We start from the raw sequence: 22,922 nt of genomic DNA, 5'->3' as shown, positions 1-22,922 counted from the left end.
CCCTGTCGATCCGCCCGCCTGCAACGACGCCTCCGTTCCAGAACTGGAGCGGGGGCTGGAGAACCATGATGCAACGCAGTTTCCTGATTACCGGCGCGAGCAAGGGCATCGGCCTTGCGCTTGCGCAGCGGCTCGCCGCGCGCGGCCATGCCGTCATTGGTGTCGCCCGTAACACGGTCGGCGATTTTCCAGGTACACTTTATCCGCTCGATTTGGCCAGCGAGACGGCAACCAGCGCTCTTGCCGACATCGTCGCACGCCATGCTGTCGACGGCGTGGTCAACAACGTCGGCCTCGTGCGCCCACAGCCGCTCGGCGCAGTCGAGTTGCCGGCGCTGGAGGAGGTGATGCGGGTCAATCTTCACCCGGCGCTGACGGTGGTGCAGGCGGCATTGCCGGCAATGAAGGCACGCGGCTGGGGGCGGATCGTCAACATTTCGAGCCTTACCGTGCTCGGTGCCGTGGAGCGCACCGCCTATGCCGCCGCCAAGGCCGCTTTGGTCAGCTTCGCACGAAGCTGGGCACTGGAACTGGCCGGCGACGGGATTACCGTGAACGCGGTGTCGCCGGGTCCGACCGAAACCGAGTTGTTCCGTGCCAACAATCCGCCCGGCAGCGTTGGCGAGGCGCGTTACCTTGCAGGCGTGCCGATGCGCCGCTTCGCCAAGCCGGATGACATCGCGGCGGCGATCGCCTTCCTTTTGTCCGACGAAGCGGGCTTCATCACCGGCCAGACGATCCATGTCGACGGCGGGGCTTCGATCGGAAAAGCCGGGTTCTGAACAAGCGGTGCGGCGGGAACTGGAGGATTGGATGCTGCCGCCGACCGGCCGGTGGGCGATGTTCCCCACCGGCCGGCTGGCCAACATCAAGGCCCGCGCCTTCGCGGACTTCATCGAGAACATCCTGAACGGCGACGGCTTGGCGCTCCCGGACTCGGTCTTCGACGGATGCCATTCCAACTCGGCATAGGCAGCTCGACGATGCCGGCAGCCGGTTCGAAAGGAGGATCAGCGCGCCGATCACAACGGCGTCCTTTTAGCGACGAATCAAGCCGTGTGCCTGCGCAGAGCCGCCGGTGCGCTTCACCATCTCAGGAACCGATGTCCGGCGAGACAGCCCGCAACACCCATGACGAGGATAGCGGCGGAATACCAAGCCGCCACGAAAAGCGGACTGTCGTCGGGGCAGTGCAACGCGTAGAAGGTGGCCGCGATGCCGCCCGCCGCCAGACCGGCGAACCCGCCCGCCAGCGCCGGCCGCTCCGGAGCCCCCCGCCGCATCACGGTGATCAGGAGGGCAAGCGGCCCAAAGGCCATCAGAGGGATCAGGCTCAGGCAGAAGCCGGCGTTGGCGCCGACGAGGCGCGACTGCCAAAGGCTTGCCGGGACCTGATGAAGCTCCAGCGCGACCGCAGTCGCCAGGAGGACCGGAACGGCGCCCAGCACCAGCCGCCAACCGCCAGCCGCCATTCCCGGCCGGCTCAAGCGCAGGGCGACGCCCAGGGCACCCAGGGCCAACGGCATCGTCGCAGCGAACTTGAACAGGAAACGTAGGCTCTCCGCCGCCCGTCCGATGTCCGGCCGGACCCCGATCACGGCGAGGAAGATGCCGCCGGCAACGAGAATGCCCAGCAGGGTCGCCGCCATGAAGACCGTACCGAAGCCGAAACGCGGCGGCGGGTCGAGCACCAGCCGGTCGATCAAATCCTCCGTCCTCATGTCGACTGGATCCGGCACAGCTGCGCCAGGGACTTCAGCGCCCGGTGCAGCGCGACGCGGACCGCGCCCTCGGTCATCTCGAAGCGGTTGGCGGTTTCACGGATGCTGTCGCCGTCGATCGAGATCGAGCGGACGATGTCCTGCTGGCGCCGCTTCAGGGTCGCCAGATGGCTGTCGATGTCCATCTGCGCCAAGCCCCCGGCCTGCTCCTCGGCCGCTAACGTGTCCATGACGTCCTCGATCGGCACATTCGTCCGCCGGCCCCTCCGGCGCAGCGCATCGATGATCTTATTGCGGACGATCGCCCCGATCCAGGGACCGATCGGCCGTGACGAATCCCAGCTCCCACGCTTGAGATGGATCGCCAGCAGAACCTCCTGCACGATATCCTCGGTCTCGCTGTCCGGCGCCCCCAGCGTCCGGCAGCGTGACCGCGCCATCGCCCGCAGATGCGGGGTAACGCAAAGCAGGAACTGGCGGTAAGCGGCGGAATCGCCTGCGAGCGCCATGCGCATCAGGTCCGCCCATTCCTGCTCCAATCCCTGGTCCCACATGCTCCTCCCCCGGTCCGGATGCGATGACGGTCAGGCCGAGGCTTCATTGTATTGCACCCGATCCGAATCGCGAAATCACCGTCGGTCACAAAGGCGTGATCGGCGAAAGCCGGCCTGCCCTGGCCGTCCGGCGTCCGGCGTCCGTGTGTTTCGCCCGCGCAGGCATTGTAACGAACCCGTGCTTCGCGGCGTAAGGACCTGAAGGGGGATACTCCGGGCCTCAATGGACCGGCCTCCCCGCCCCTGGGAACCTGGAGATCGGGAATGCCGACCGGAAACATCCATGGCGCACGGCGCAACGAGGGCGCCCGTCCTCAACGGCGGGAGATGGCGATGCGGATGATGTCGTCGTCGGCGATCACGGCGCCGTCCGCCTCTTTCCAGCTGGGAAGCGAGGGGAAATCCTTCCCCGGGATGTCCAGGACATTCAGGTGCCGCGCAAGGATCGCCACCGTTTCGATGGGGATGCCGATCAGACGCCCGCCGTGGCCGAACCAGTCATCGCACCGCGACACCAGCACGATCCTGCCGTTCGGCATCCGAACCACCTCCGTCACGTGGCCAAGCGTACGGTCGTCCTCGTCGAGCAGCGGAAGCCCCCGCAGATCGCCGACCCGGACTTTCTGCGGAAATCGCCGCTTCATCCGCTCCTCCGGCGTCGAGTTGTCCACCTCGGGCTGCGTCTGGGTATGGGCTCCTCCCTCCGCTCGCTTGGGCTTGGCATCGTCGGCATGGGCCGGGCTTCGGATTAGGCCCAGAGTCATCGCAGCGAGGAAAAGGACCGTCATGGCGGATCGCATGGTGATTCCTCATGGAAAACTGGAGATCTCGAATAGACAGATAGTCTGTCTATCTGGAATACGCCAACATTATATACAAAAAACAAATTATTCCCCAAGCAAAAAAGGATGGAATTGGAAATGAAATCTTCAATAATCATGCATCCACTTGCCGTCAGGCTGATGCATTGGACGAACGCGGCGGCGATGATCGTCATGATCATGAGCGGATGGAAAATCTACAACGACGAAGTTCTGTTCGGCTTTCTGCATTTCCCCGAGGAGATCGTGCTGGGCATATGGGCGCAGCACGCCCTGCAATGGCATTTCCTGGGCATGTGGATCCTGGTGCTGAACGGGCTGGCCTATCTGACCTACGGCGTCCTGTCCGGCCGGTTCCGCCGGCTGTTCTTTCCCATATCTCCGCGTGAACTGGTCCGCGAGGCCGTGGCCGCCTTGAGATTCCGGCTCAAGCACACCGACCTTACCCACTACAACGCCGTTCAGAAGAGTCTCTATGTCGGCGTGATCCTCGTGGTGGCGCTTCAGGTCGTTTCCGGCCTCGCCATCTGGAAGCCGGTGCAATTCTCTTTCCTCGTATCGCTCTTCTACGACTTCCAGGGTGCGCGTCTGGCCCATTTCGCCGGAATGACGGCCATCGTGCTGTTCATTCTGGTCCATGTCTCGCTGGCGATCCTGGTGCCGCGGACCCTTCTCGGCATGCTGACCGGCGGGCCGCGCCTCGATGCCAGCCGGGAGACTGCGGTGACGCCCTCCCCAACCTCGAATCCATGACGGATACCGGCCATGCCTCTGCGCCGCCCCTTCACCTCGCTCTTCCGGCCGCAACGCGGACCGGACCAGACCGTCCTCACCGAACACCGCGAACTCATCGAGACGATCGGCCGCCGCAAGCTGCTGCGCGGCACCCTCAGCCTCGGCGCCCTGACGATGCTGACGGGCTGCAACATCTCCGACCGCGATGCCGTCCAAACGGTTCTCCGGGCGGTGTCCGGCTTCAACGACGGGGTCCAGGCCCTGCTGTTCGATCCGAACAAGCTGGCACCGACCTATACGGCATCCCAGGTCGTGAAGCCGCCGCGCTTCAACGCCTATTACGAGATCGAGGATCTGAAGCCGGTCGACATCGGCGGCTGGAAGCTGGAGCTGAGCGGCCTGATCGCCGATAAGCGGCCCTGGAGCCTGGAGCGGATCTACGCCCTGCCGGAGCAGGAGGAGATCATCAAGCACATCTGCGTCGAGGGCTGGGATTACATCGGCCAGTGGTCGGGGCCCAACCTTCGCGACTTCCTCACAAGAGTGGGGGCGGACCTGACCGCCAAATACGTCGTCTTCCACGGGAACGACGATTACATGGAGAGCATCGACATGCCCTCGGCTCTGCACCCCCAGACCATCCTGGCCACCAAATACGCGGGCGAGCCGATCACCGATCCCTTCGGCTTTCCTCTGCGCCTGCGCACGGCGGTGAAGCTCGGCTTCAAGAACCCGAAATGGATCCGTGCCATCGAGGTCACCAACAGCTACTCACCCGGTTTCTGGGAGAAGCAGGGCTTCAACTGGTTCAGCGGGCTTTGACCATGCCGGACGCCGGATAATCGTGCCTTCGCTGTCCCTCGCCGCCTTCTGCATCGCAATCGGCCTTGTCCTGTGGATGGCCAGCGGCTACGTGCTCGCGCGGTCGCTGGCGTTCGACCGTGCCATCGCCTTGCCGCTGGCGCCCGTCCTGGGCTGGGCGGTGCAGAACGCCCTGGCCCTGCTGCTCTCGCTCATCGTCGGGTTCTCGCCCGTTGCGACCATCGGCGCCATGGCCCTGATCTGTGCGGCCGGGCTCCTGAGCGTCCGTCGAGACGGGAGCGGGAGCGACCGTCGCATCCCGCCCCTCACCCTGTGGATCTGTCTCGCCGCCGCCGTGATGGCGGCCGGACCGGCGCTTGCGGTGCTGCCGAAATTCGGCGGGGACGGCGTCGCCGTGGCGCCGGCACTCTTCGATCACGCGAAGATCGCGCTGATCGACCAGATCGTCCGGGAGGGCGTTCCGCCGGTCAACCCGGTCTATGGCGGGGCGGAGGCGCCGGCCGGGGTCGCCTACTACTATCTCTGGCAGTTCGGCGCCGCACAGCTTGCCCAACTCACCGGTGCGACCGGCTGGGAGGCCGACGCGGCGGCAAGCTGGCTGACGGCCTTCTCGACCCTGCTGCTGATGGCTGGGCTCGCCCGTCAATTCAGCGACCGCGACCTCGCCCCCTTCCTCGCGATCGGCCTCAGCGGCCTGGGTTCGCTGCGGCCGGTCCTGGCCGCAATGGTCGGTGAGGAGACGCTCGGACAATGGCTCCAGCCTGCCACCGGGCTCGCCGGATGGCTGTTCCAGACGAGCTGGAGTCCGCACCATGTCCAGGCCGCGGGCTGCGTTGTGGTGGCGGTGATGACCATGGTCCGGCTCGCCCGGCAGCCTGGAGCGCTCACGACCGTCACCCTGGCGCTTCTGGCGGCGGCGGCCTACCAGGGCTCGATCTGGGTCGGCGGGGTGGTCTTCGCCCTGGCCGCCGCCGGATGCGCCCTTTTCCTGGCACGCTCCCGCCCGGTCGGCGGGGTGGGAACCTTCCTCCTGCTCGGCAGCGTTGCGGCGATCGTCGCCGTCGCCATCGCCTCCCCGCTCCTGGTCGAGCAGTATCGCAGCGCCGTCGCCCGAGGCGGCGGCCGTCTCATCGCCATCGATCCCTTCGAAGTGCTGGGCCCTGCCCTGCCCCAACCGCTCGGCCGGGTGCTCGACGTACCGGCCTATTGGCTGGTGCTGCTGGTCGTCGAGTTTCCGCTCGCCTATCTCGCGGGGGCCATCACTCTCGCGCGGATGGCGGTACGGCCGGACGCGTGGCGGGATGGGCCGCTCGTCCGCGCCCTCGCCATCCTGACGGCGGCCAGCCTCGGCGCGGGCTGGCTGCTCGTCAGCACAACCGGTGTGAACAACGATCTCGGTTGGCGCGCCGTGCTGCCCGGCCTGATGGTGCTGACGGCCGCCGCCGCGGCCGGGCTGGCCCGCTGCATGGAGCGGCGGGCGGCGCTCCCCCTGGTCCTGGCGATGGCCGCCGCGACGGCGACGCTGCCCGACGGGCTGCGCCTCGCCGCCGAGAATCTGGCGGGCAAGCCCTCCTCCTCGGCCGCCGCGTTCGCGCGGTCGCCGGCCCTGTGGCAGGCGGTCCGGCGCCATGCGCCGCCCGACACACGGGTCGCCAGCAACCCCGCCTTGTTCGCCGACATGACGCCCTGGCCGGTGAACCTGTCCTGGGCGCTGTTCGCCGACCGCCGCTCCTGCTTCGCCGGGAACGAACTGGCCATTGCCTTCGTCGCCCTGTCGCCCGAGCGGCGGGCGGCGATCACCGACCAGTTCCGGCGGGTCTTCGCCGGTGACGGGACGCCGGACGACATCCGGGCGCTCGCACGGACCCATCACTGCGACGTGGTGGTGGTCACGGTCTTCGACGGCGCCTGGAGCCATGATCCCTTCGCCGCGAACCCCCTCTACCGCCTCGCCGAAGCCGAACCCGGCCTCTGGCGGATCTACATTGCCGTACCCCGGAAAGCGGGCAACTGAACCCGGCCCCGAAAAAATCCGACCGGGCTGTAACAACGGGTCGCCAACCACCGTATCCCTCCCATGAGCCACCCGTTTCACCTCCCCGTCGGCGACCACCGGAGCAACATCCTGAGGCCCTCAATCTTGACGCCACGCACACCGATGCCCCGCACGCTGACGGCGCGGGCCCTGGGCGCCGGCCGTTCCCTGGCCGCCTCGCTGACGCCGCCCATCGACGTGAGCGCCACCTACATGCGCGACGCGGACAACGGCTACAGCTCCGGCCATGTCTACGGTCGCAAGGACAACGCGTCGGTCCAGCAGGCGGAGCGTCAGATCGCCGACCTGGAACACGCTCGCGAGGCGCTGCTCTTCGGCTCGGGTATGGCGGCCGCCACCACCCTGTTCCTGGCGGCATCGCCCACCCACATCGTCGCTCCGCGGCACATGTATTGGGGGCTGCATGTCTGGCTCGCCGAGGCCCATCGTTACGGGCACGAGGTGACCTTCGCCGACATGGCCGACCTCGACGCCGTCGGCCGCGCCATCCGGCCGGGCCGCACCGGCATTGTCTGGATCGAAACGCCGAGCAACCCGCTCTGGACCGTCACCGACATCGCCGCCGTCGCCGAACTTGCACACCGCGCGGGTGTGTTGGTCTGCGTCGATTCCACGGCGGTGACGCCGGTGTTGACCCGGCCGCTCGATTGCGGCGCCGACATCGTGATGCATTCCGCGACCAAATACCTCAACGGTCACTCCGATGTGGTCGCCGGCGCCCTGGCGGCATCGGCCCCGTCGGCTTTGTGGGACCGGATCGCGGCCATCCGCGACCAGCACGGCACGACGCCTGGTCCGTTCGACGCCTGGCTGCTGATGCGCGGCCTGCGGACGCTCGACCTGCGGGTGCGCGAGCAGAGCCGCAGCGCCGCAACCCTGGCCGGCCGGCTGGCCAGCCATCCGGCGCTGTCCGCCGTGCTCTATCCCGGCCTTCCGGACCATCCCGGCCACGCCATCGCCGCCCGCCAGATGTCCGGCGGCTTCGGCGGCATGCTGTCCGTCCGCGTCAGGGGCGGGGCGGCGGCGGCGGTGAAGGTGGCGGCCAATGTGCATCTCTGGCGGCGGGCGACCTCCTTCGGCGGTATCGAAAGCCTCATCGAGCACCGCTCCTCGATCGAGGGCCAAGGATCGCCCTGCCCCGACGACCTGCTGCGCCTGTCGGTCGGGCTCGAAGACCCGGACGACCTGTTCGGCGACCTGGAGCAGGCGCTCGCCCCCGGTTCACCGGCCCGCTGATCAGGTCCGCTGATCAGCCCTCCCTCATTCCGGCGGAGACCCGACCCATGACGACCATAGCGGTGGCCATCATCTGCAAGACGCCCAGCCCCGGCAAGTCCAAGACCCGGCTGTCGCCGCCTCTGCCGCCGGAGGACTGTGCCGAAATCTCCGGCTGCTTCATCGCCGATCTGGCCGCGACCATCGCCGGCCTGTCGGAGGGGGGAGACGCGCCCGGCTATGCGGTCTATACCCCGGTGGGCTCCCAAGAGGAACTGCGGCACCTGCTTCCCGACGGATTCGGGCTGGTCCCCCAGGGCGAGGGGGATCTCGGCCGGCGGCTGGACCAGGGCATCACCGACCTTCTGGCGCAGGGCCATGCCGGCGCCATCCTCGTCAACTCCGACAGCCCGACCCTGCCGCGCCACATCCTCCGCGCCGCGGTCCAGGCGCTCAAGTCCGGCGACAACGCCGTCATCAGCCCGGCGCTCGACGGCGGCTACACGCTCATAGGCCTGTCGCGGCCCCATCCCGAACTGTTCGCGGACATCCCCTGGAGCACCGACACGGTCTACAGCCTGACGCTTGAACGGGCGCGCAAGATCGGCGTTCCGGTGATCTCGCTCGATCCCTGGTACGACGTGGACGATGCCCGGTCCTACGCCATGCTGGAAGATGAACTCGACGGTCGGCCACTGCCCTTCTCCGCCGCGGGTCAGCCGGTGCAGGAGGCGCCACGCACCCGCGCGTTCGTGCGACGCCGCCAGACGGTGATGGCGTCATGAGCGGCGCGCAGCCGCTTGAAACCGTGGCCGTCGTCATCCCCTGTCTCGACGAGGAGGACTCCATCGCCGACGTGGTGCGGGAGGTGATGGCCGAGGGCGTCGGCGAGGTCATCGTCGTCGACAACGGTTCGACCGACCGGACCGCCGAGCGGGCCGCCGCGGCGGGCGCCCGTGTCGTGGCCCAGCCGGTGCGCGGCTACGGCCGCGCCTGCGCCGCCGGACTGGCCGCCGTCCGGCCCGGAACGGAGATCGTCTGCTTCCTCGACGGCGACGGCAGCGACGTGCCCGCCTTCATCCCGCAGGTCATCCGGCCGGTCGCCGACGGCGAGGCTGACTTCGTCATGGGCTCGCGCCTGCGCGGGCGACGCGAGCGCGGCTCGATGACGCCGCAGCAGATCGTGGCGGGGCGGATCGCCGGGGCGCTGCTGCGGCTGACCTACCGGGTCCGCTTCACCGACATGTCGCCGTTGCGCGCGATGCGGGTCGACCGCCTGCGCGCGCTGGGCATGACCGAGGAAACCTACGGCTGGAACCTGGAGATGCAGATGCGGGCGGCGGCCGGCCTGCGCTGCCGGGAAATCCCGGTCGATCACCGGTGCCGGCGCGGCGGCCGGTCGAAGGTGTCCGGCGACCTCGCCGCCAGCCTGTCCGCCGCCTGGAAGATCGGGACCACCTTCCTCCGCCTTGCATGGCGGCAGCCCGACAATGCCGAAGGCCGGTCGGCGCAGACCATCGTTCGGAGGTAAAAGAGCATGCGCGTTCTCCTCACCGGCGGGGCCGGTTTCATCGGCGGGCATGTGCTGGCCGAGCTTCTGCGCCGTGACCACGAGGTGCGCGTCCTGGACTCGCTGCGTCCCGACGTGCACCCCACCCCACCGGCCTGGATGGTGCCGGCCGGCGTCGAGGCGCTGATCGGCGACGTGCGGGACGCTGCGGTTCTCGACCGGGCAGTCGCCGGTGTCGACGCCGTCATTCATCTCGCCGCCAAGGTCGGGCTGGGCGTCGCCATCGACGACATGCCCGACTATGCCTCCTCCAACGATGTCGGCACGGCTGAGCTTCTGGTGGCGATGGCCCGCGCCGGCGTACCCCGTCTGACGCTCGCCAGTTCGATGGTGGTCTATGGCGAGGGCTTCGGCCATTGTGCCGAGCATGGACGGGTCCGGCCGGCGCCGCGGCTGGAAAGCGCGCTGGCGCAGCAACGGTTCGAGCCGCCCTGCCCGCTCTGCGGCCAGCCGCTCGAAAGCCTGCTCGTCGCCGAGGACACGCCGTTCGACCCGCGCAACGCCTACGCCACCAGCAAGGCGGCGCAGGAGTTCTACGCCGCCAACTGGGCGCGGTCGACCGGCGGCACGGTCGCGATGATGCGCTATCACAACGTGTATGGGCCTGGCATGCCGCGCGACACCCCCTATGCCGGCGTCGCCTCCATCTTCACCTCCGCACTGCGGCGCGGCGAGGCACCGCGGGTCTTCGAGGATGGCCGGCAGAGACGGGACTTCGTGCATGTCCGCGACGTGGCCTCCGCCACCGTCGCCGCTTGCGAAGGGCAGACGGAGGGCGTGGCCGCCTACAATGTCGGATCCGGCACGCCACGCACGGTCGGCGACATGGCCGAGGCGCTGTCCAGGGCGTTGAACGGCCCGCCGCCGGTGGTGACCGGACAGTACCGACTGGGCGACGTGCGCCACATCACCGCCGATTCCTCACGGCTGCGCAACAGCTTCGATTGGCGCCCGCGCATCGATTTTACCGAGGGTATGGCGGAACTCGCCCATCTCGACGACTTTGGCGCAAAATTCGGCGCGCAGGTGGAGTCCGACGACCGACCGCGCCGATCGGGCGCTTGATCTGGTCGAGCAATCGAGCCACCGGAGAGGCATCCCCCTCCTCGTTGGACGTCAACTCCGAGGCGAGGATCTCACCCGTGTCCGGATTGACCGCGAGATGCAGCTTTCGCCAATTCCGGCGCGCTTGACCGCCATGCTTTTCCAGGTGCCACTCACCCTTGCCGAACACCTTCAGCCCCGTGGGGTCGATGACCACGGTGACCGGCCCGTCCGTCCTGACCGGCGCCGATGCGACCTCAAGGTCGGCGCTGCGGCGGGAGAAGGCCGTGTGATCCGGAACCGGCAAGTCCAGGCCGAGCAGGCGCATCCGCGAACCCAAAAGGCCTTCGGTCTGCCGCCACGGCCGTCCGAATGCCAAGTGCTGCATCAGCCCAGCCTCAATGGCGAGGTCCGAGTAGCGTGATGGTCGGCCTCGCCGGCCGGAACGCGCCGGCGCCCAGGCAGCGGTCGCCTCCGGCGTCACCCAGATGGTCAGGTCGCCACGTCGACGCCGCGCCGCATCGTAGGCCGACCCGTTCTCCACCCGGCAGCGGGCGCGGGGGATCTTGTGGCGGCGGCTCTCGTTGGCCTTGTACGGCGTGCGGGTCTCGGCGTCAGCGGGGCGCCTCTGATACCTGCCAAGACCACGACATCGCCAGCTTCCAACGAGTTTCGCACCAATGTGCCAGCTCAGAGCTTCGTAACCGATCCAGGCGCGGTTCGCTTACCCTTGTGGCGGGCACCCGTATCCAACAACCAGAGCAGGGCACGTTTAAAAATTCCGAAGGGTCTCTGAATTGAAGCGGAAAATGCTCCTGCCTCGTTGCAAACGGACCTTCCTGCGGACCCGCTACTCATACGCTTGTTTCGAGCAACGCACAGCGGGAATGCGAGATGACATTCAAGCCAAACTTCATCAGCTTTGATTGCTACGGAACACTCATCAACTTCGAGATGGGGCCGACCGCGAAAGTCCTGTTCCAAGATCGTGTGCCCGCCGATCGAATGACGGCTTTTCTCGACAGCTTCCGGGCATATCGTCTTGATGAGGTCTTGGGCGAATGGAAGCCCTTCTTCAATGTCGTCGAGAATTCCATTCAGCGGGCATGCAAGGCGCACAGTGTCGACTATCGCCCATCGGATGCGGTTGGGCTGTACGATGCCATCCCGGCCTGGCAGCCCCATCCGAACGTGGTCGAGGTTCTGGAGGCGATCGCGCCGCATTTTCCGCTGGTGATCCTGTCGAACTCGATGGTCGATCTGATTCCACACAGCGTCGCCCATCTCAAGGCGCCGTTCCACGCCGTATACACCGCCGAAGAAGCGCGCTCTTACAAGCCGCGGATGCAGACGTTCGAATATATGTTCGACCAGCTCGGCTGTGGGCCGGACCGGATCATGCACTGCTCGTCGAGCTTCCGCTACGATCTGATGACCGCGTCCGATCTGGGCTTCATGGCCAGGGCGTTTATCGATCGCGGGCACGAACCCAGCTTCGACGGCTATGGCGTCGATCGGTTGACCGACGTCCGCCAGCTTCCCGGTCTGCTCGGGCTCTAACAATCCGTACGAACCGCAATGGCGAGATGGGGCGCATGAAACCGGAAAAGCGTTCGGTGAGGACAGCGGCACTGAGCACCGCCGCCCCCGCCCTCTCCCTTGCCGATGTGGAGGCGCTGGTCGGTCGCCTCTACGGCATCGAGGGCACCATTCGACCGCTGGCGAGCGAGCGCGACCAGAATTGTTGCATGGAGACGGCGGACGGCAATCGATACGTCTTCAAGATCAGCAATCCTTCGGAACCCGCTTCAATCATCGATTTTCAGATCGCCGCGCTCGATCATATCGCCCGCGTAGCGCCGAGCCAGCCGGTGCCGCGCGTCGTGCGGACGCTTGACGGACGCACGCATTCCACGACAACGCTGACCGACGGGCGTCAGAGCATCTTGCGGATGCTCACCTATCTGGACGGCGTCCCGGTCCGGGAGACGCCACGGACCACCACCCAGCGCCGGGCGATGGGGGCGGGGCTCGCCGAACTGAACCATGCCCTGCATGGATTTGCGCATCCCGCCGCGATGCATGACCTTCTCTGGAACGTTGCCGCGGCGCACCGGTTGGCGGCTCATCTCGACTGCATCGCCGATCCCTCGCGCCGCACGCTTGCCGCCGAATTCATGGCGCGCTTCACCGACCATGTGCTGCCGCGTCTCGTCTCGTTGCGGGCCCAGGTGATCCATAACGATTATCATTTCTACAACGTGCTTGTCGCACCCGACGATCACGAACGCATCTCGGGCATCATCGACTTCGGCGACATGCTGCATGCGCCGCTGGTCGGCGAGGTTGCGACGGCCGCCGCCTTTCACATGGCCGGCAATGCCGATCCGTTCGAGGGGGCTGCCCAGTTCGTCGGTGCCTATCATGCGGTTCTGCCGCTTGCCGACGTCGAACAGGACATCGTCGCCGACCTGATGGCGACGCGGCACCTCATCACGGTGCTGATCTCGGAATGGCGCGTCGTGCGCTACCCCGAAAACCGGGCCTACATCATGCGCCACAATCCGGCGGCATGGGAGGCTTTGTCCCAGTTGGCCGATCTTTCCCGCAGCACGGCCCGCGACCGGCTGCTGGCCCACTGCTGACCAGCGTACGAATTGGAGACGATCAATGAGCGGCACCGCCGATCTGAACATGGTGAACGCCTATATTCCCGGACGCGCCGACGTGGGGCCGATCGCCAGCGCGATGATCGCACGGCGTGACGCCTTGCTGGGCCCGGCCTATCGGCTGATGTACGAACGCCCGCTGCACATCGTGCGCGGCGAGGGGGTGTGGCTGATCGATTCCGAAGGTCGGCGATATCTCGACATCTACAACAACGTCACCTCGCTTGGACATTGTCACCCGGCGGTGACCGAGGCGATCTGCCGGCAGGCGCAGACTTTGGCCACGAATACGCGCTACCTCCACGACACGATCCTCGAACTGGCCGAACGCCTGCTGGCGACGGTTCCGGAGACCGGGCTTTCGCACCTGATGTTGACCTGCACGGGCAGCGAGGCGAACGACCTTGCCTATCGCATCGCAAAAGTCCGCACCGGCGGGACCGGCGTGATCGTGACGGATACCGCCTATCACGGCATCACGGACACCGTGTCGCAATTCTCGCCGTCCCTGGGCCTAACCGTGGATCTCGGTGCGCATGTCCGTCTGGTTCCGGCACCGCGCCTCTATCATGCGGAGGGTGCCGATCTCTCCGAGCGATTCACCCGCGATGTCGAAGCCGCGATTGCCGATCTTCGGCGTCACGGCATCAAGCCGGCGGCAATGATCGTCGACTCTCTGTTCACCAGCGACGGGATCCTTCCCGATCCGGCGGGTTTCCTGAAGGGGGCTGTCGATGCGATCAAGCGGGCGGGCGGCCTGTTCATCGCCGACGAGGTCCAACCCGGGTTCGGCCGGACCGGAACGCACATGTGGGGTTTCCAGCGCCATGGCGTTGTTCCCGATATCGTCACCATGGGCAAGCCGATGGGGAACGGTCAGCCCATCGCGGGGATTCTGGCGACCGCCGACGCCCTGGCGGAATTCGGAGTAAAATCACGATACTTCAACACGTTCGCGGGCAACACCGTGTCATGTGCGGCGGCGTTGGCCGTGTTGGAGACAATCGAGCGGGACCGGCTGATGGCGAACGCCGCAACCGTCGGCAATAACCTGCGCGACGGCATCGCCCAACTGGCGACACGGCACGAGGCCATCGGCGACGTGCGCGGGACCGGCATGTTCGTCGGGGTGGAACTTGTCTCCGACCGCCGGTCACGCACCCCCGACCGCGCTCTCACCGGCCAGGTGGTCAACCGGATGCGCAACAAGGGGATCCTGCTCAGCGCCTGTGCCATGGGGCACAATGTGCTCAAGATCCGGCCGCCGCTGGTCCTTTCCGCGGATCAGGCCGGTCTCGTGACCGAGGCACTCGACGAGGCGCTAGACGAGGCAAAAGCGGCAGCACATAACTAGGCAGGATCGGCGTCCGGCGGTGCGATCATCCCATGCGTTCGACAGTATCCCTCGACAGGTTCGACATCAAGATTCTCGCCCATCTCCAGCGTGAGGGACGCTGTTCGAACGTCGACCTTGCCGACGCCGTCGGCCTCACCCCGAGCCCGTGCCTCGCCCGGACGAAGCGGCTTCAGAAACTCGGCGTGATCCGCGGGTTCGATGCAGATATCGCACTGGAGAAGCTGGGCGATTTCGTCACCGTGTTCTCCGAGGTGACCATCCGCGACCATCGGCGCAACGACTTCCGCATATTCGAGGAGGCCATCGGCAAGCACCCCGAGATCGTCGAATGCTATAATGTCAGCGGCGGTTACGATTATCTCTTGAAGATCGTGACGCCCAGCGTCGCCCTGTTTCAGGAGCTGATGGAAAAGCTCTTGGAGGCCGAGATCGGAATCAGGAGATTCTCCAGCCGCATCGTATTGCGCCAGCCATTCGGCAATCGCAAATGTCCTATCGGCATGATTGCTCCCGCTCCCGACAGAAATCGGGAGTGACAGGCGGCACAGGGTCAGCCTTGTCGGCCGTGATTCCAGCCGGTTGTCAGCTTGCTGCACGGATGGGGCCGCCGGGGTAGCAGGAGGTCCGTCCCCTGATCCAGCCATCGGTCATGCCGCATAAAGTGAACGCCGCTTGCCGCCATCATATTCCCCGTCAAAAGCGGCGATCCCGGAAGAAGCTGCACATCGGGGTCGACGCCACCACCGTCTATGTCGCCGTGGGTGTTGTCAACTTCGCGACTGGTTGACGAGCTGAGGGGGTGAACAACCCGCTTGTCCGACGGTTCAGGCGGTGGAACTGAATGCCACCGAGCGGCTCTGGCAGTTCATGCGCGACACGCTGCTGCCCCACCGCCTCTTCACCGACCTCAAGGCCATCCTCGACGTTTCCGGGTACGATGCGGTGGTGGTGGCATGCGGACCCGTCGTCCTGGAGACGGAGCGCGACAGCGGCGGGTCCATCCGCGGGTGCCTGACGGAGATGGTCAGGGGGCGACAGCGACTGCCCGCGCCCGCACGCCTCCCAGCACGACCAGGGCGGCCAGCAGCAGCACGATTCCGCTGGCGCCGAAGACCCCGCCGGCGCCGCTGACGCCGAAGATGGCGCCGCCCACTGCCGCACCGGTGGCGATGGCGAGTTGCACCGCCGCAACGAAGAGGCCGCCGGCACTTTCAGCCTCGTCCGGCACGGTGCGGGTGATCCAGGTGGACCAGGCCACCGGCACGGCGCCGAAGGCGACGCCCCACAGCGCGATCAGCACCGAGGCCATGGTCGGCGACCCACCCAGCGCGGCCAGCCCGAGCCCGAGCAGCCCCATGGCCAGCGGCATGACCGCCAGGGTCAGCCGCATGCTGCGCGCCAGCAGCGCACCGCCGAGATAGGTGCCGGCGAAATTCGCCACGCCGAAGCCCAGCAAGATGCCCGACACGCCGCTGACGCCGACGCCGGTCACCGTCTCCAGGAACGGCCGGACATAGGTGAACAGCGCGAAATGCCCGGTGAAGACCAGGATGATCGACACCATGCCGAGCCCGACGCCCGGCCGCGCCATCACCTCGCCCAGGGTGCGGAGGCTGGTATGGCCGTTCGGCGCCATGCGCGGCAGCGTCAGAACCTGCGCCACCAAGGCCGCCAGCCCCAGCCCGCCAGCCATCAGGAACACCGCGCGCCAGCCGAGCAGGTCGCCCAGATAGCTTCCGACCGGGGCCGCGAAGACGGTGGCGGCGGACACGCCGCTGAAGATCATCGACAAGGCCCGCGGAATCATCGGCTCCGGCACCAGCCGCATGGCGATCGCGGCCGACATGGCCCAGAAGCCGCCGAGCGCCACCCCCAGCAGCACCCGCCCGACCAGCAGCGACAGCAGGTCGGGGGCGGAGGCGACCGCCAGATTGGACACCAGCAGCAGCGCCGAAAAGGCGAGCAGCACATGGCGCCGGTCGATCCGGCGGGTCGCGGCGGAGATCAGCAGGCTGGCGACCAGCGCCACCGCGGCGGTCGCGGTGACGGCCTGGCCGGCCATCGCCTCGGTCACATGCAGATCGGCCGCCATCGGCGTCAGCAGGCTGGCCGGCAGAAACTCCGCCGTCACCAGTCCGAACACGCCGAGCGTCAGGGAGAAGACGGCGCCCCAGGCGGGCTCCGCCGGCGCGGCGCCGGCCGACCTCACAGGTTCCATCATGGTCTGTCCTCGCAGGAAGATTATGCTGCGACGCAGAATAGACTGGAGCTTCTGGACGATCCATGCCACAACGTCCGCATCTTTTGATCGATAGTCCGGATATGCCCGACTCATCCCGTCTCCCTCCCGCCACCGACCTCGTCAGCGAGCTTCTGCTCGGCATGCGGCTGACCGGCGTGCAGTACCGCCGCATGCAGGTCGCCCCTCCCTTCGGCATCGGTTTCGGGACGGTGGAGGGGCGGGCGCAATTCCATTTCATCGCCCGCGGGCCGGTCGTGCTGAGGCTGCTCGCCGGCGGCACCTTCACGCTGGACACCGGCGATGCGGTGCTGCTGCCGCGCGGCGGCGCGCACGAACTGCTGTCGGCGCCGGAACTGCCGGCCCGCGACGTCGCCAGCTTCGCGACGGCGCCGCTGTGCGGCAATGTCGGTGCGCTCGAATCCTGCCCGCCGGAAAGCTGCCGGACGAAGGATGCGGTGATCTTCAGCGGCTGCATGGAGTTCGACCTCGGCGCCATGCAGCCGCTGGTCGGCCTGATGCCCGAGGTGATGCAGGTCGGCACCCTGCTCGACCGCTACCCCGAAATCCTGCCGATGCTGGAGGCGATGGAGCGGGAGGCGCGGGCGGAGCGCGCCGGCTATGCCGGTATCCTGGCGCGGCTCGCCGACGTGGTGTCCGCCTCCATCGTACGGGGCTGGGTCGAATGCGGTTGCGGCGATGCGCGCGGCTGGATCGACGCCTTGCGCGACCCGCGGCTCGGCCGCGTCATCACCGCGCTGCATCGCGATCCCGGCCGCAACTGGACCGTGGCGGAACTGGCCGCGGAGATGGGCGCCTCGCGTTCGGTCTTCGCGGAGCGCTTCCTGGAGGTGACCGGCGTGACCCCGGTCCGCTACGTGACGGAGCTGCGGATGCGGCTTGCCGCCCAGTGGATCGGTCGGGAGCGTCTGCCGATCGAAACCGCCGCGCATCGGCTCGGCTACGGCTCGCAGGCTGCCTTCAGCCGCGCCTTCAAGCGCATCATGGGCTATTCGCCCGGCGCTTCGCGCAGTGCGGAATCCTAGAACCAGCGCGATCGGGACCAAGTGGAGGGCAGGTCCTTTCACAAGCCGGTCCCGCACGTCCTCGCGGGTGACCTGACCAAACTGGACCGCCCCGGGTTTGCTGGAGGCCATTTGGCCTGAGTCACGCCGCCATGCGAGGTCTTCGATTTGAGTAAAGCAGCGCGCTGCGTCAGGATGACCCCATTCTCTCGAAAGATGGGGCCTCCAGGAAACCCGGAGCGGTTCACTCCGATCAGGAACCGGTGAGCGTAACGACGACGGTTCGCCAACCGTCGGCGATGCGGTCGGAAGCCACCGTACCGCCAGCGATCTCCAGCGCGCGGCGCTCCTGTGGCGGCAGCAGCAGGGTCAGGGATGTGGCGGCGGGCGGACGGGCGCCCTCCTTGTCCAGCGTTACCGTCAGGCGGTCGGCCCCGGTGGCGACAGCCACCGCCCAGCAACCATGGTCGCCGTTGCGGTACGCCTCGCTGTCGCCGTCATCCTCATAGCAGCCGGCCTGGAAGGCACCGACGCCGCGATGGGGGAACAGTGCGAAGCCGCGTTCATCCGCGCCACGGTTGAAATGCTGTTCGGCGAGGTTGAGCGGAATGGCGCAGCCCGCCCGCGCCAGCAGCGGCGGACGGTCCAAAGGCGCCGCCAGGGTCACCGACCGGCCACCGGTGAAGCACTCCCCGGTCCAGGCGTCATACCAGTCGGTCCCTGCCGGCAGATAAACCTCGCGATCCCGCCGTCCCGGCTCCACCACCGGCGCCACCAGCAGGTTCGGACCGAGCAGCATCTCGTCATTTTCGTCGAAGCAGCGCGGATCCTCGGGGAAATCGAGGAAGGTCGGCCGGATCATCGGCTCGTAGGACGTATGATAGCGCCACAGCAGGTCGTACAGATAGGGGATCAGCCGGGCGCGCAGCTTGATCAGCCGGCTGATCGACGGGGTGATCTCCGGATACATCCAGGGTTCGTTGACCGTCTTGTCGTCATTCCAGGAATGGATCGAGAAGCGCGGCAGGAAGATGCCGAACTGAACCCAGCGCAGGAACAGCTCGGCATCCGGGGCCGGACCGGAGAAGCCGCCGATGTCGTGGCCGGTGTTGGACACGCCCGACAGCGCCAGACCGGTGCCCATGCGCACATTGTATTTCAGCGTTTCCCAGCTGGTGTAATTGTCGCCCGACCAAGTCTGGACATAGCGCTGCATGCCGGCGGCCCCGGCGCGGGAAATCAGGAAGGGCCTGACATCCGGTGCGAATTCCTGCTGGGCCTGCCTGGAGGCGCGGATCATCAGCAGCGTGTGCAGCGGCTTGGCGTCGCACGCCGGGAAGGGCGTGCCAAAGCCGGCCGCCTGGGCGCGGTCGCTCCAGATCTCGAACTCGTTGTTGTCGTTCCAGGTGGCGGCGATGCCGGGTTCCAGCAGCGCCTCCTTCACCCGCGCCTTCCACCAGTCGAGCGTCTTCGGGTTTGTGAAGTCGAGATAGGCGCCGGCCTCGTCCCAGAACTGCACCATCGCCGGGCTGCCGTCGGGATCGCGCACCAGCAGCCCCTCGCGCACAGCCCCCTCGAATCGGGGATGATCGCGCAGCAGGCAGGGCTTGATGTTGGCGCACAGCCGTACGCCATGGTCGAGATAATGGCGGGCGAAGGCGGCCGGGTCGGGGAACTTGTCGCGGTTCCAATGGAAGACGTAACGCTTGTCGGCGATGGAGGTGTAGCCCGACGACAGGTGGAAGGAGTCGCAGAGGATGTCATGCTCCTCGCACTTCGCCAGGAACTCGTTCATGCGGTCCTGGGCGTCCGGTGCGTCGGTGTAGGTCATGGTGGAGCCGGAATAGCCCAGGCTCCATTTTGGCATGAAGGCGGGCCGGCCGGTCAGCCAGGTGAAGCGCCGGGTGATGTCGGCCGGGGCCGACCCGGCAATGATGTAGTAATCGAGATCGCCGGCATCGGCGACGAAATAGCGGTAATGGCCGTGATAATTGTCCAGCTCCCGCCCCATGTCGAAGCTGCAGTCGGACAGGGTGTCATAGAAAATGCCGAGCGGGACCTGTGCCGACTTCTTCCAGGTGATGTAGAAAGGGATGTGCTTGTAAAGCGGATCGGTCGTCCGGGCGTTGTAGCCCATCGCGTCCAGATTGCTCATCCGATAGGACTGGCCATGGCGGTCGCTGGTCCCGGCGCGCTCGCCCAGGCCGAAATACATCTCGTCGGCGGCATCGCGCTTCAGATAGTGATAGACCCGCTCATCCCACCAGCCGAAATTGTAGGTCTGGGTCGGGCGGTCGGCGGCGACCGCATGCCACGTTCCGCGGACCAGGGTCTCCCAGCGGCAGAACAGGCCGGTCAGCGCGACGGTCAGGCGCAGTCGCGCGGTGGCCACCACCAGGGTGCCGGCGCCCTCCTCCACCGTGAAAGCCGGGCAGGAGAAGCCCGTCAGGTCGAAGCGGTCGCGTCCCTCCGCCGGCACATCCTCCGCCCCCGGCGCCACCGTCCAGCTGCGCGGGCTGCGCAGCCTTCCGCCGGGCAGCACCATGACGCGGACGATGTCGTCCTCCAGCACGAACAGATGGGCGACATGACCGCCCTCGGCCGCGCGCAGCGTCAGGCGGGCGCCATCCCGCTCCGCCATGGCGAAGACGGGGGGGGCGGACAGCGACCTTGCGGACGGGGCGGAAGCCGGCGGGTTCGGAAGCGGCTGGGTCATGATGGGTCTCGATGAGTTTGCGAGGAGGCAGCAGCCGAGATGCCGCGCCCCGTGGGAGCTTGTGAGGCGTTGCGGTCAGCGGGCGGCGGCGGTCCCCGCCGGGGTCTTGTCGCCGCGGTCGCGCAGCAGGGCGATGGCGACGCAGGCGCCGACCAGATCGAACACGGTCAGGCAGACGAACAGCGGAGCATAGCCGATGGTGGTGGCGAGCGCGCCGACGATCAGCGAGAAGGTCAGGCCGCCGGTCCAGGCCGCCGTGCCGGTCAGGCCGTTGGCGGTCGCCACCTCATGGCTTTCGAAGACGTCGGCGCTCAGCGTGTTGATCAGGGCCGAGATCATCTGATGGGCGAAGCCGCCGAGGCAGAACAGGGCGATGGCGGTGTAGGCGTCGCTGGCCAGCCCGATCAGGCCGGGACCGATCATGCAGATGGCACCGATGACGACGCCGGCCAGACGCGAATTCACCACGGAGAACTTGAAGTGCTTCATGAAGAAGGGCGAGAGGTAGCCGCCGAGGATGCCGCCGAAATCGGCCGCCAGGAAGGGCATCCAGGCGAACAGGGCGATCTGCTTGATGTCCATCCCGCGTTCGGTGGCGAGATAGAGCGGGATCCAGAAGCTGAAGGTCTGCCACGCCGGCTCGGCCAGGAAGCGGGGAATGGCGATGCCCCAGAAGCGCCTGGTGCTGAGGATTTCCGTCACCTTGGGCTTCACGCGGGCGCCGCCGGCCCCGACCACCGGCGGATTCTGGCCGGCGACGATGTAGGCGTGCTCCTCGGCGGTGATGTTGGGATGGTCGGCAGGCGAGCGGTAGAACAGCCACCACAGCGCTGCGAAAACGAAACCGAGCGAGCCGGTGACGATGAAGGCGGTCGACCAGCCATGCTGCATCTGGACATAGACGACCAGCGGCGGCGCCAGCATCGCGCCCAGCGAAGTGCCGGCATTGAACCAGCCGACCGCGACCGAGCGTTCCTGCTTCGGGAACCATTCGCCGACCGCCTTGATGCCCGACGGGATCGCCGCGGCCTCGGTCAGGCCCAGCATGCCGCGGAACACTGCCAGCGACAGCCAGCCGGTGGCGAAGCCGTGCAGGCAGTTGGACACCGACCACAGGACGGCGAACAGCGCGAAGCCGATCTTCAGCCCGAGGAAATCGACGATGTAGCCGCAGACCGGCTGCATCACGGTGTAGGCGAGCTGGAAGGCGGCGACGACGTAGGAGTATTCCTGCGTCGTGAAGTTCATCTCGGTCTTAAGGATGGGCGCCATCACGCCGAGAGAATTGCGTGCCAGATAGTTGATGACGGTTCCGAGGCAGATCAGAACGATGATCCACCATCTCAATCCCTTGATCTTCACAGTTTCCTCCAATGGCGGCCAGCATCGTGGCTTTTCTTGGGGCGATCCGTTGCCGGACTGCCCAGGGTCGGAAAGCGGCGGTGCCAGGAGATGACCCGGATGTGAATGGCCACCGGGCGTCGGCCTTTTGAGGTGAAAGCGAAGGACGGGCGTTCAGACGCCCGAATAGGCGGCGAAGCCGCCGTCCACCGGAATGACGGTGCCGTTGACGAAGCCGGATGCCTTGGCGCTGGCCAGCCACAGAAGGGTGCCGGTCAGTTCCTGTGCCTCGCCGAAGCGGCCCATCGGGGTGTGATCCACGATCTTGCGGGCGCGCGGCGTCATCTCGCCGGTTGCCGCATCGATCAGCAGGGCGTGATTCTGAGCGGTCAGGAAGAAGCCCGGCGCCATGGCGTTGACGCGGATGCCGGTCTTGGCGAAATGCACCGCCAGCCATTGCGTGAAGTTGCTGACCGCTGCCTTGGCGCCGCTGTAGGCGGGGATCTTGGTCAAGGGGCGGAAGGCGTTCATCGACGAGACATTGATGATGCCGCAGCCTTCGCGGCCGATCATCTGGCGGGCAAAGATCTGGGTCGGCAGCAGCGTGCCGAGGAAGTTCAGGTCGAACACGAACTTCACGCCGACCGGATCGAGGTCGAAGAAGCTGGTCAGGGACGGATCGTCGGGATCGCCGTCCTCCAGCCACTCTTTGCTGGTCGTGCCGCGCGGGTGGTTGCCGCCGGCGCCATTGACCAGCAGGTCGCACGGGCCCAGACGTTCCAGCACAGCCGCCGCCGCCCGCTCCAGCGAGTTGCGGTCCAGGACGTCGGCGGCGATGCCGACGGCCTCGTCGCCCTCGGCCCGCAGGGATGCCGCCACCTGTTCGGCGGCCTCTGCCTTCAGATCGAGGATGGCGACGCGGGCGCCGGCCTTGGCCAGCGCGCGGGCGAAACCGGCGCACAGGACGCCGCCGCCGCCGGTGACGACGGCGACCTTGCCCTGGAGGTCGGCGGGGTTGAAGGGGTTTTCCATGACGG

The 22,922-nt window shown here is 67.0% G+C and carries 21 protein-coding genes and 1 pseudogene; 14 read left to right on the top strand and 8 right to left on the bottom strand.

Going from position 1 to position 22,922, the window contains the following annotated elements; translation table 11 throughout:
• The first annotated feature begins 65 nt into the window (after positions 1 to 65).
• Positions 66 to 782, top strand: a complete 717-nt coding sequence (locus J2848_RS13420; protein WP_149231483.1) for an SDR family oxidoreductase — start codon at positions 66 to 68, stop codon at positions 780 to 782.
• A 31-nt stretch (positions 783 to 813) separates the two neighbouring features.
• Positions 814 to 972, top strand: a complete 159-nt coding sequence (locus J2848_RS13415) for a hypothetical protein (RefSeq protein WP_211103121.1) — start codon at positions 814 to 816, stop codon at positions 970 to 972.
• A gap of 113 nt (positions 973 to 1,085) precedes the next feature.
• Here the strand turns inward: J2848_RS13415 and J2848_RS13410 are convergent, their stop codons facing one another.
• The 3 genes from J2848_RS13410 to J2848_RS13400 form a co-directional block, all read right to left on the bottom strand.
• Entirely contained in the window at positions 1,086 to 1,721 is a 636-nt protein-coding gene (locus tag J2848_RS13410; RefSeq protein ID WP_149231482.1) for an NrsF family protein, read from the bottom strand.
• Positions 1,718 to 2,275 (bottom strand): sigma-70 family RNA polymerase sigma factor, encoded by a 558-nt coding sequence (locus tag J2848_RS13405; RefSeq protein ID WP_149231481.1) that lies wholly within the window; start codon positions 2,273 to 2,275, stop codon positions 1,718 to 1,720. The genes J2848_RS13410 and J2848_RS13405 overlap by 4 nt, the downstream gene beginning before the upstream one ends.
• A 314-nt stretch (positions 2,276 to 2,589) precedes the next feature.
• Positions 2,590 to 3,063: a PRC-barrel domain-containing protein gene (locus J2848_RS13400; protein WP_170307037.1), complete on the bottom strand. Its 474-nt coding sequence runs from the start codon at positions 3,061 to 3,063 to the stop codon at positions 2,590 to 2,592.
• Positions 3,064 to 3,213: 150 nt separating this feature from the next.
• On the opposite strand from J2848_RS13400, the gene J2848_RS13395 reads away from it, so the two are divergent.
• The 7 genes from J2848_RS13395 (at position 3,214) to J2848_RS13365 (ending at position 10,559) form a co-directional block, all read left to right on the top strand.
• Positions 3,214 to 3,849: a cytochrome b/b6 domain-containing protein gene (locus J2848_RS13395; protein ID WP_246193865.1), complete on the top strand. Its 636-nt coding sequence runs from the start codon at positions 3,214 to 3,216 to the stop codon at positions 3,847 to 3,849.
• A gap of 12 nt (positions 3,850 to 3,861) precedes the next feature.
• Positions 3,862 to 4,653, top strand: a complete 792-nt coding sequence (locus tag J2848_RS13390; RefSeq protein WP_149231478.1) for a molybdopterin-dependent oxidoreductase — start codon at positions 3,862 to 3,864, stop codon at positions 4,651 to 4,653.
• Positions 4,654 to 4,675: 22 nt separating this feature from the next.
• Positions 4,676 to 6,667 (top strand): hypothetical protein, encoded by a 1,992-nt coding sequence (locus tag J2848_RS13385; RefSeq protein WP_149231477.1) that lies wholly within the window; start codon positions 4,676 to 4,678, stop codon positions 6,665 to 6,667.
• 126 nt (positions 6,668 to 6,793) lie between these two features.
• Positions 6,794 to 7,945, top strand: a complete 1,152-nt coding sequence (locus J2848_RS13380; RefSeq protein ID WP_246193864.1) for a trans-sulfuration enzyme family protein — start codon at positions 6,794 to 6,796, stop codon at positions 7,943 to 7,945.
• A gap of 47 nt (positions 7,946 to 7,992) precedes the next feature.
• Positions 7,993 to 8,709, top strand: a complete 717-nt coding sequence (locus J2848_RS13375; protein WP_149231476.1) for a TIGR04282 family arsenosugar biosynthesis glycosyltransferase — start codon at positions 7,993 to 7,995, stop codon at positions 8,707 to 8,709.
• A complete protein-coding gene (locus J2848_RS13370) occupies positions 8,706 to 9,455 on the top strand; it encodes a glycosyltransferase family 2 protein (protein ID WP_211103119.1) in 750 nt (249 codons plus the stop codon). Before J2848_RS13375 ends, J2848_RS13370 begins: the two co-directional genes overlap by 4 nt.
• Positions 9,456 to 9,461: 6 nt before the next feature.
• Positions 9,462 to 10,559 (top strand): NAD-dependent epimerase/dehydratase family protein, encoded by a 1,098-nt coding sequence (locus tag J2848_RS13365; protein WP_149231475.1) that lies wholly within the window; start codon positions 9,462 to 9,464, stop codon positions 10,557 to 10,559.
• Here the strand turns inward: J2848_RS13365 and J2848_RS13360 are convergent.
• Positions 10,537 to 11,103 (bottom strand): annotated as a pseudogene (locus J2848_RS13360) (IS5 family transposase); the annotation flags it as partial. The gene J2848_RS13365 and the pseudogene J2848_RS13360 overlap by 23 nt on opposite strands.
• 329 nt (positions 11,104 to 11,432) lie before the next feature.
• Between J2848_RS13360 and J2848_RS13355 the strand changes: the two are divergent.
• From J2848_RS13355 to J2848_RS13340, 4 genes are read left to right on the top strand one after another with little or no spacing between them, the layout of a single operon-like run.
• On the top strand, positions 11,433 to 12,098 hold the full coding sequence (locus tag J2848_RS13355; protein ID WP_149231474.1) for a haloacid dehalogenase type II: 666 nt from the start codon (positions 11,433 to 11,435) through the stop codon (positions 12,096 to 12,098).
• Positions 12,099 to 12,133: 35 nt separating this feature from the next.
• A complete protein-coding gene (locus J2848_RS13350) occupies positions 12,134 to 13,183 on the top strand; it encodes a phosphotransferase (RefSeq protein ID WP_149231473.1) in 1,050 nt (349 codons plus the stop codon).
• A 25-nt stretch (positions 13,184 to 13,208) separates the two neighbouring features.
• Positions 13,209 to 14,561: an aspartate aminotransferase family protein gene (locus J2848_RS13345; protein ID WP_149231472.1), complete on the top strand. Its 1,353-nt coding sequence runs from the start codon at positions 13,209 to 13,211 to the stop codon at positions 14,559 to 14,561.
• A 32-nt stretch (positions 14,562 to 14,593) separates the two neighbouring features.
• Positions 14,594 to 15,100, top strand: a complete 507-nt coding sequence (locus tag J2848_RS13340; protein WP_149231471.1) for an Lrp/AsnC family transcriptional regulator — start codon at positions 14,594 to 14,596, stop codon at positions 15,098 to 15,100.
• 488 nt (positions 15,101 to 15,588) lie between these two features.
• Here J2848_RS13340 and J2848_RS13335 read toward each other — a convergent pair whose 3' ends face one another.
• Positions 15,589 to 16,785, bottom strand: coding sequence for an MFS transporter (locus tag J2848_RS13335; RefSeq protein WP_211103118.1), 1,197 nt, complete (start codon positions 16,783 to 16,785; stop codon positions 15,589 to 15,591).
• 101 nt (positions 16,786 to 16,886) lie between these two features.
• Between J2848_RS13335 and J2848_RS13330 the strand changes: the two genes are divergently transcribed.
• Positions 16,887 to 17,849: an AraC family transcriptional regulator gene (locus tag J2848_RS13330; RefSeq protein WP_211103117.1), complete on the top strand. Its 963-nt coding sequence runs from the start codon at positions 16,887 to 16,889 to the stop codon at positions 17,847 to 17,849.
• Between the two features lie 232 nt (positions 17,850 to 18,081).
• Here the strand turns inward: J2848_RS13330 and J2848_RS13325 are convergent, their stop codons facing one another.
• The 3 genes from J2848_RS13325 to J2848_RS13315 all read right to left on the bottom strand — a co-directional run bounded on the left by J2848_RS13325 (position 18,082) and on the right by J2848_RS13315 (position 22,917).
• A complete protein-coding gene (locus J2848_RS13325) occupies positions 18,082 to 20,544 on the bottom strand; it encodes a glycoside hydrolase family 31 protein (RefSeq protein WP_149231469.1) in 2,463 nt (820 codons plus the stop codon).
• A gap of 75 nt (positions 20,545 to 20,619) precedes the next feature.
• A complete protein-coding gene (locus tag J2848_RS13320; protein WP_149231468.1) occupies positions 20,620 to 21,906 on the bottom strand; it encodes an MFS transporter in 1,287 nt (428 codons plus the stop codon).
• 153 nt (positions 21,907 to 22,059) lie between these two features.
• Positions 22,060 to 22,917 carry an SDR family oxidoreductase gene (locus J2848_RS13315; protein WP_149231467.1) on the bottom strand — a complete coding sequence of 286 codons (858 nt, stop codon included), beginning with the start codon at positions 22,915 to 22,917 and terminating at the stop codon, positions 22,060 to 22,062.
• Between the last annotated feature and the right edge of the window lie 5 nt (positions 22,918 to 22,922).

The organism is Azospirillum lipoferum (genome assembly GCF_024170005.1).
Taxonomy (GTDB): domain Bacteria; phylum Pseudomonadota; class Alphaproteobacteria; order Azospirillales; family Azospirillaceae; genus Azospirillum; species Azospirillum lipoferum.
The sequence above is the reverse complement of the archived record's forward strand: the minus strand, read 5'-3'. Positions and strand labels throughout refer to the sequence as shown.

Bases quoted from the DNA above. Each gene is read 5' to 3' on its own strand.
- J2848_RS13420 (WP_149231483.1), top strand. From the start codon at position 66: ATGATGCAACGCAGTTTCCTGATTACCGGCGCGAGCAAGGGCATCGGC.
- J2848_RS13415 (WP_211103121.1), top strand. From the start codon at position 814: ATGCTGCCGCCGACCGGCCGGTGGGCGATGTTCCCCACCGGCCGGCTG.
- J2848_RS13410 (WP_149231482.1), bottom strand. From the start codon at position 1,721: ATGAGGACGGAGGATTTGATCGACCGGCTGGTGCTCGACCCGCCGCCG.
- J2848_RS13405 (WP_149231481.1), bottom strand. From the start codon at position 2,275: ATGTGGGACCAGGGATTGGAGCAGGAATGGGCGGACCTGATGCGCATG.
- J2848_RS13400 (WP_170307037.1), bottom strand. From the start codon at position 3,063: ATGACGGTCCTTTTCCTCGCTGCGATGACTCTGGGCCTAATCCGAAGC.
- J2848_RS13395 (WP_246193865.1), top strand. From the start codon at position 3,214: ATGCATCCACTTGCCGTCAGGCTGATGCATTGGACGAACGCGGCGGCG.
- J2848_RS13390 (WP_149231478.1), top strand. From the start codon at position 3,862: ATGCCTCTGCGCCGCCCCTTCACCTCGCTCTTCCGGCCGCAACGCGGA.
- J2848_RS13375 (WP_149231476.1), top strand. From the start codon at position 7,993: ATGACGACCATAGCGGTGGCCATCATCTGCAAGACGCCCAGCCCCGGC.
- J2848_RS13370 (WP_211103119.1), top strand. From the start codon at position 8,706: ATGAGCGGCGCGCAGCCGCTTGAAACCGTGGCCGTCGTCATCCCCTGT.
- J2848_RS13365 (WP_149231475.1), top strand. From the start codon at position 9,462: ATGCGCGTTCTCCTCACCGGCGGGGCCGGTTTCATCGGCGGGCATGTG.
- J2848_RS13355 (WP_149231474.1), top strand. From the start codon at position 11,433: ATGACATTCAAGCCAAACTTCATCAGCTTTGATTGCTACGGAACACTC.
- J2848_RS13350 (WP_149231473.1), top strand. From the start codon at position 12,134: ATGAAACCGGAAAAGCGTTCGGTGAGGACAGCGGCACTGAGCACCGCC.
- J2848_RS13345 (WP_149231472.1), top strand. From the start codon at position 13,209: ATGAGCGGCACCGCCGATCTGAACATGGTGAACGCCTATATTCCCGGA.
- J2848_RS13340 (WP_149231471.1), top strand. From the start codon at position 14,594: ATGCGTTCGACAGTATCCCTCGACAGGTTCGACATCAAGATTCTCGCC.
- J2848_RS13335 (WP_211103118.1), bottom strand. From the start codon at position 16,785: ATGATGGAACCTGTGAGGTCGGCCGGCGCCGCGCCGGCGGAGCCCGCC.
- J2848_RS13330 (WP_211103117.1), top strand. From the start codon at position 16,887: ATGCCCGACTCATCCCGTCTCCCTCCCGCCACCGACCTCGTCAGCGAG.
- J2848_RS13325 (WP_149231469.1), bottom strand. From the start codon at position 20,544: ATGACCCAGCCGCTTCCGAACCCGCCGGCTTCCGCCCCGTCCGCAAGG.
- J2848_RS13315 (WP_149231467.1), bottom strand. From the start codon at position 22,917: ATGGAAAACCCCTTCAACCCCGCCGACCTCCAGGGCAAGGTCGCCGTC.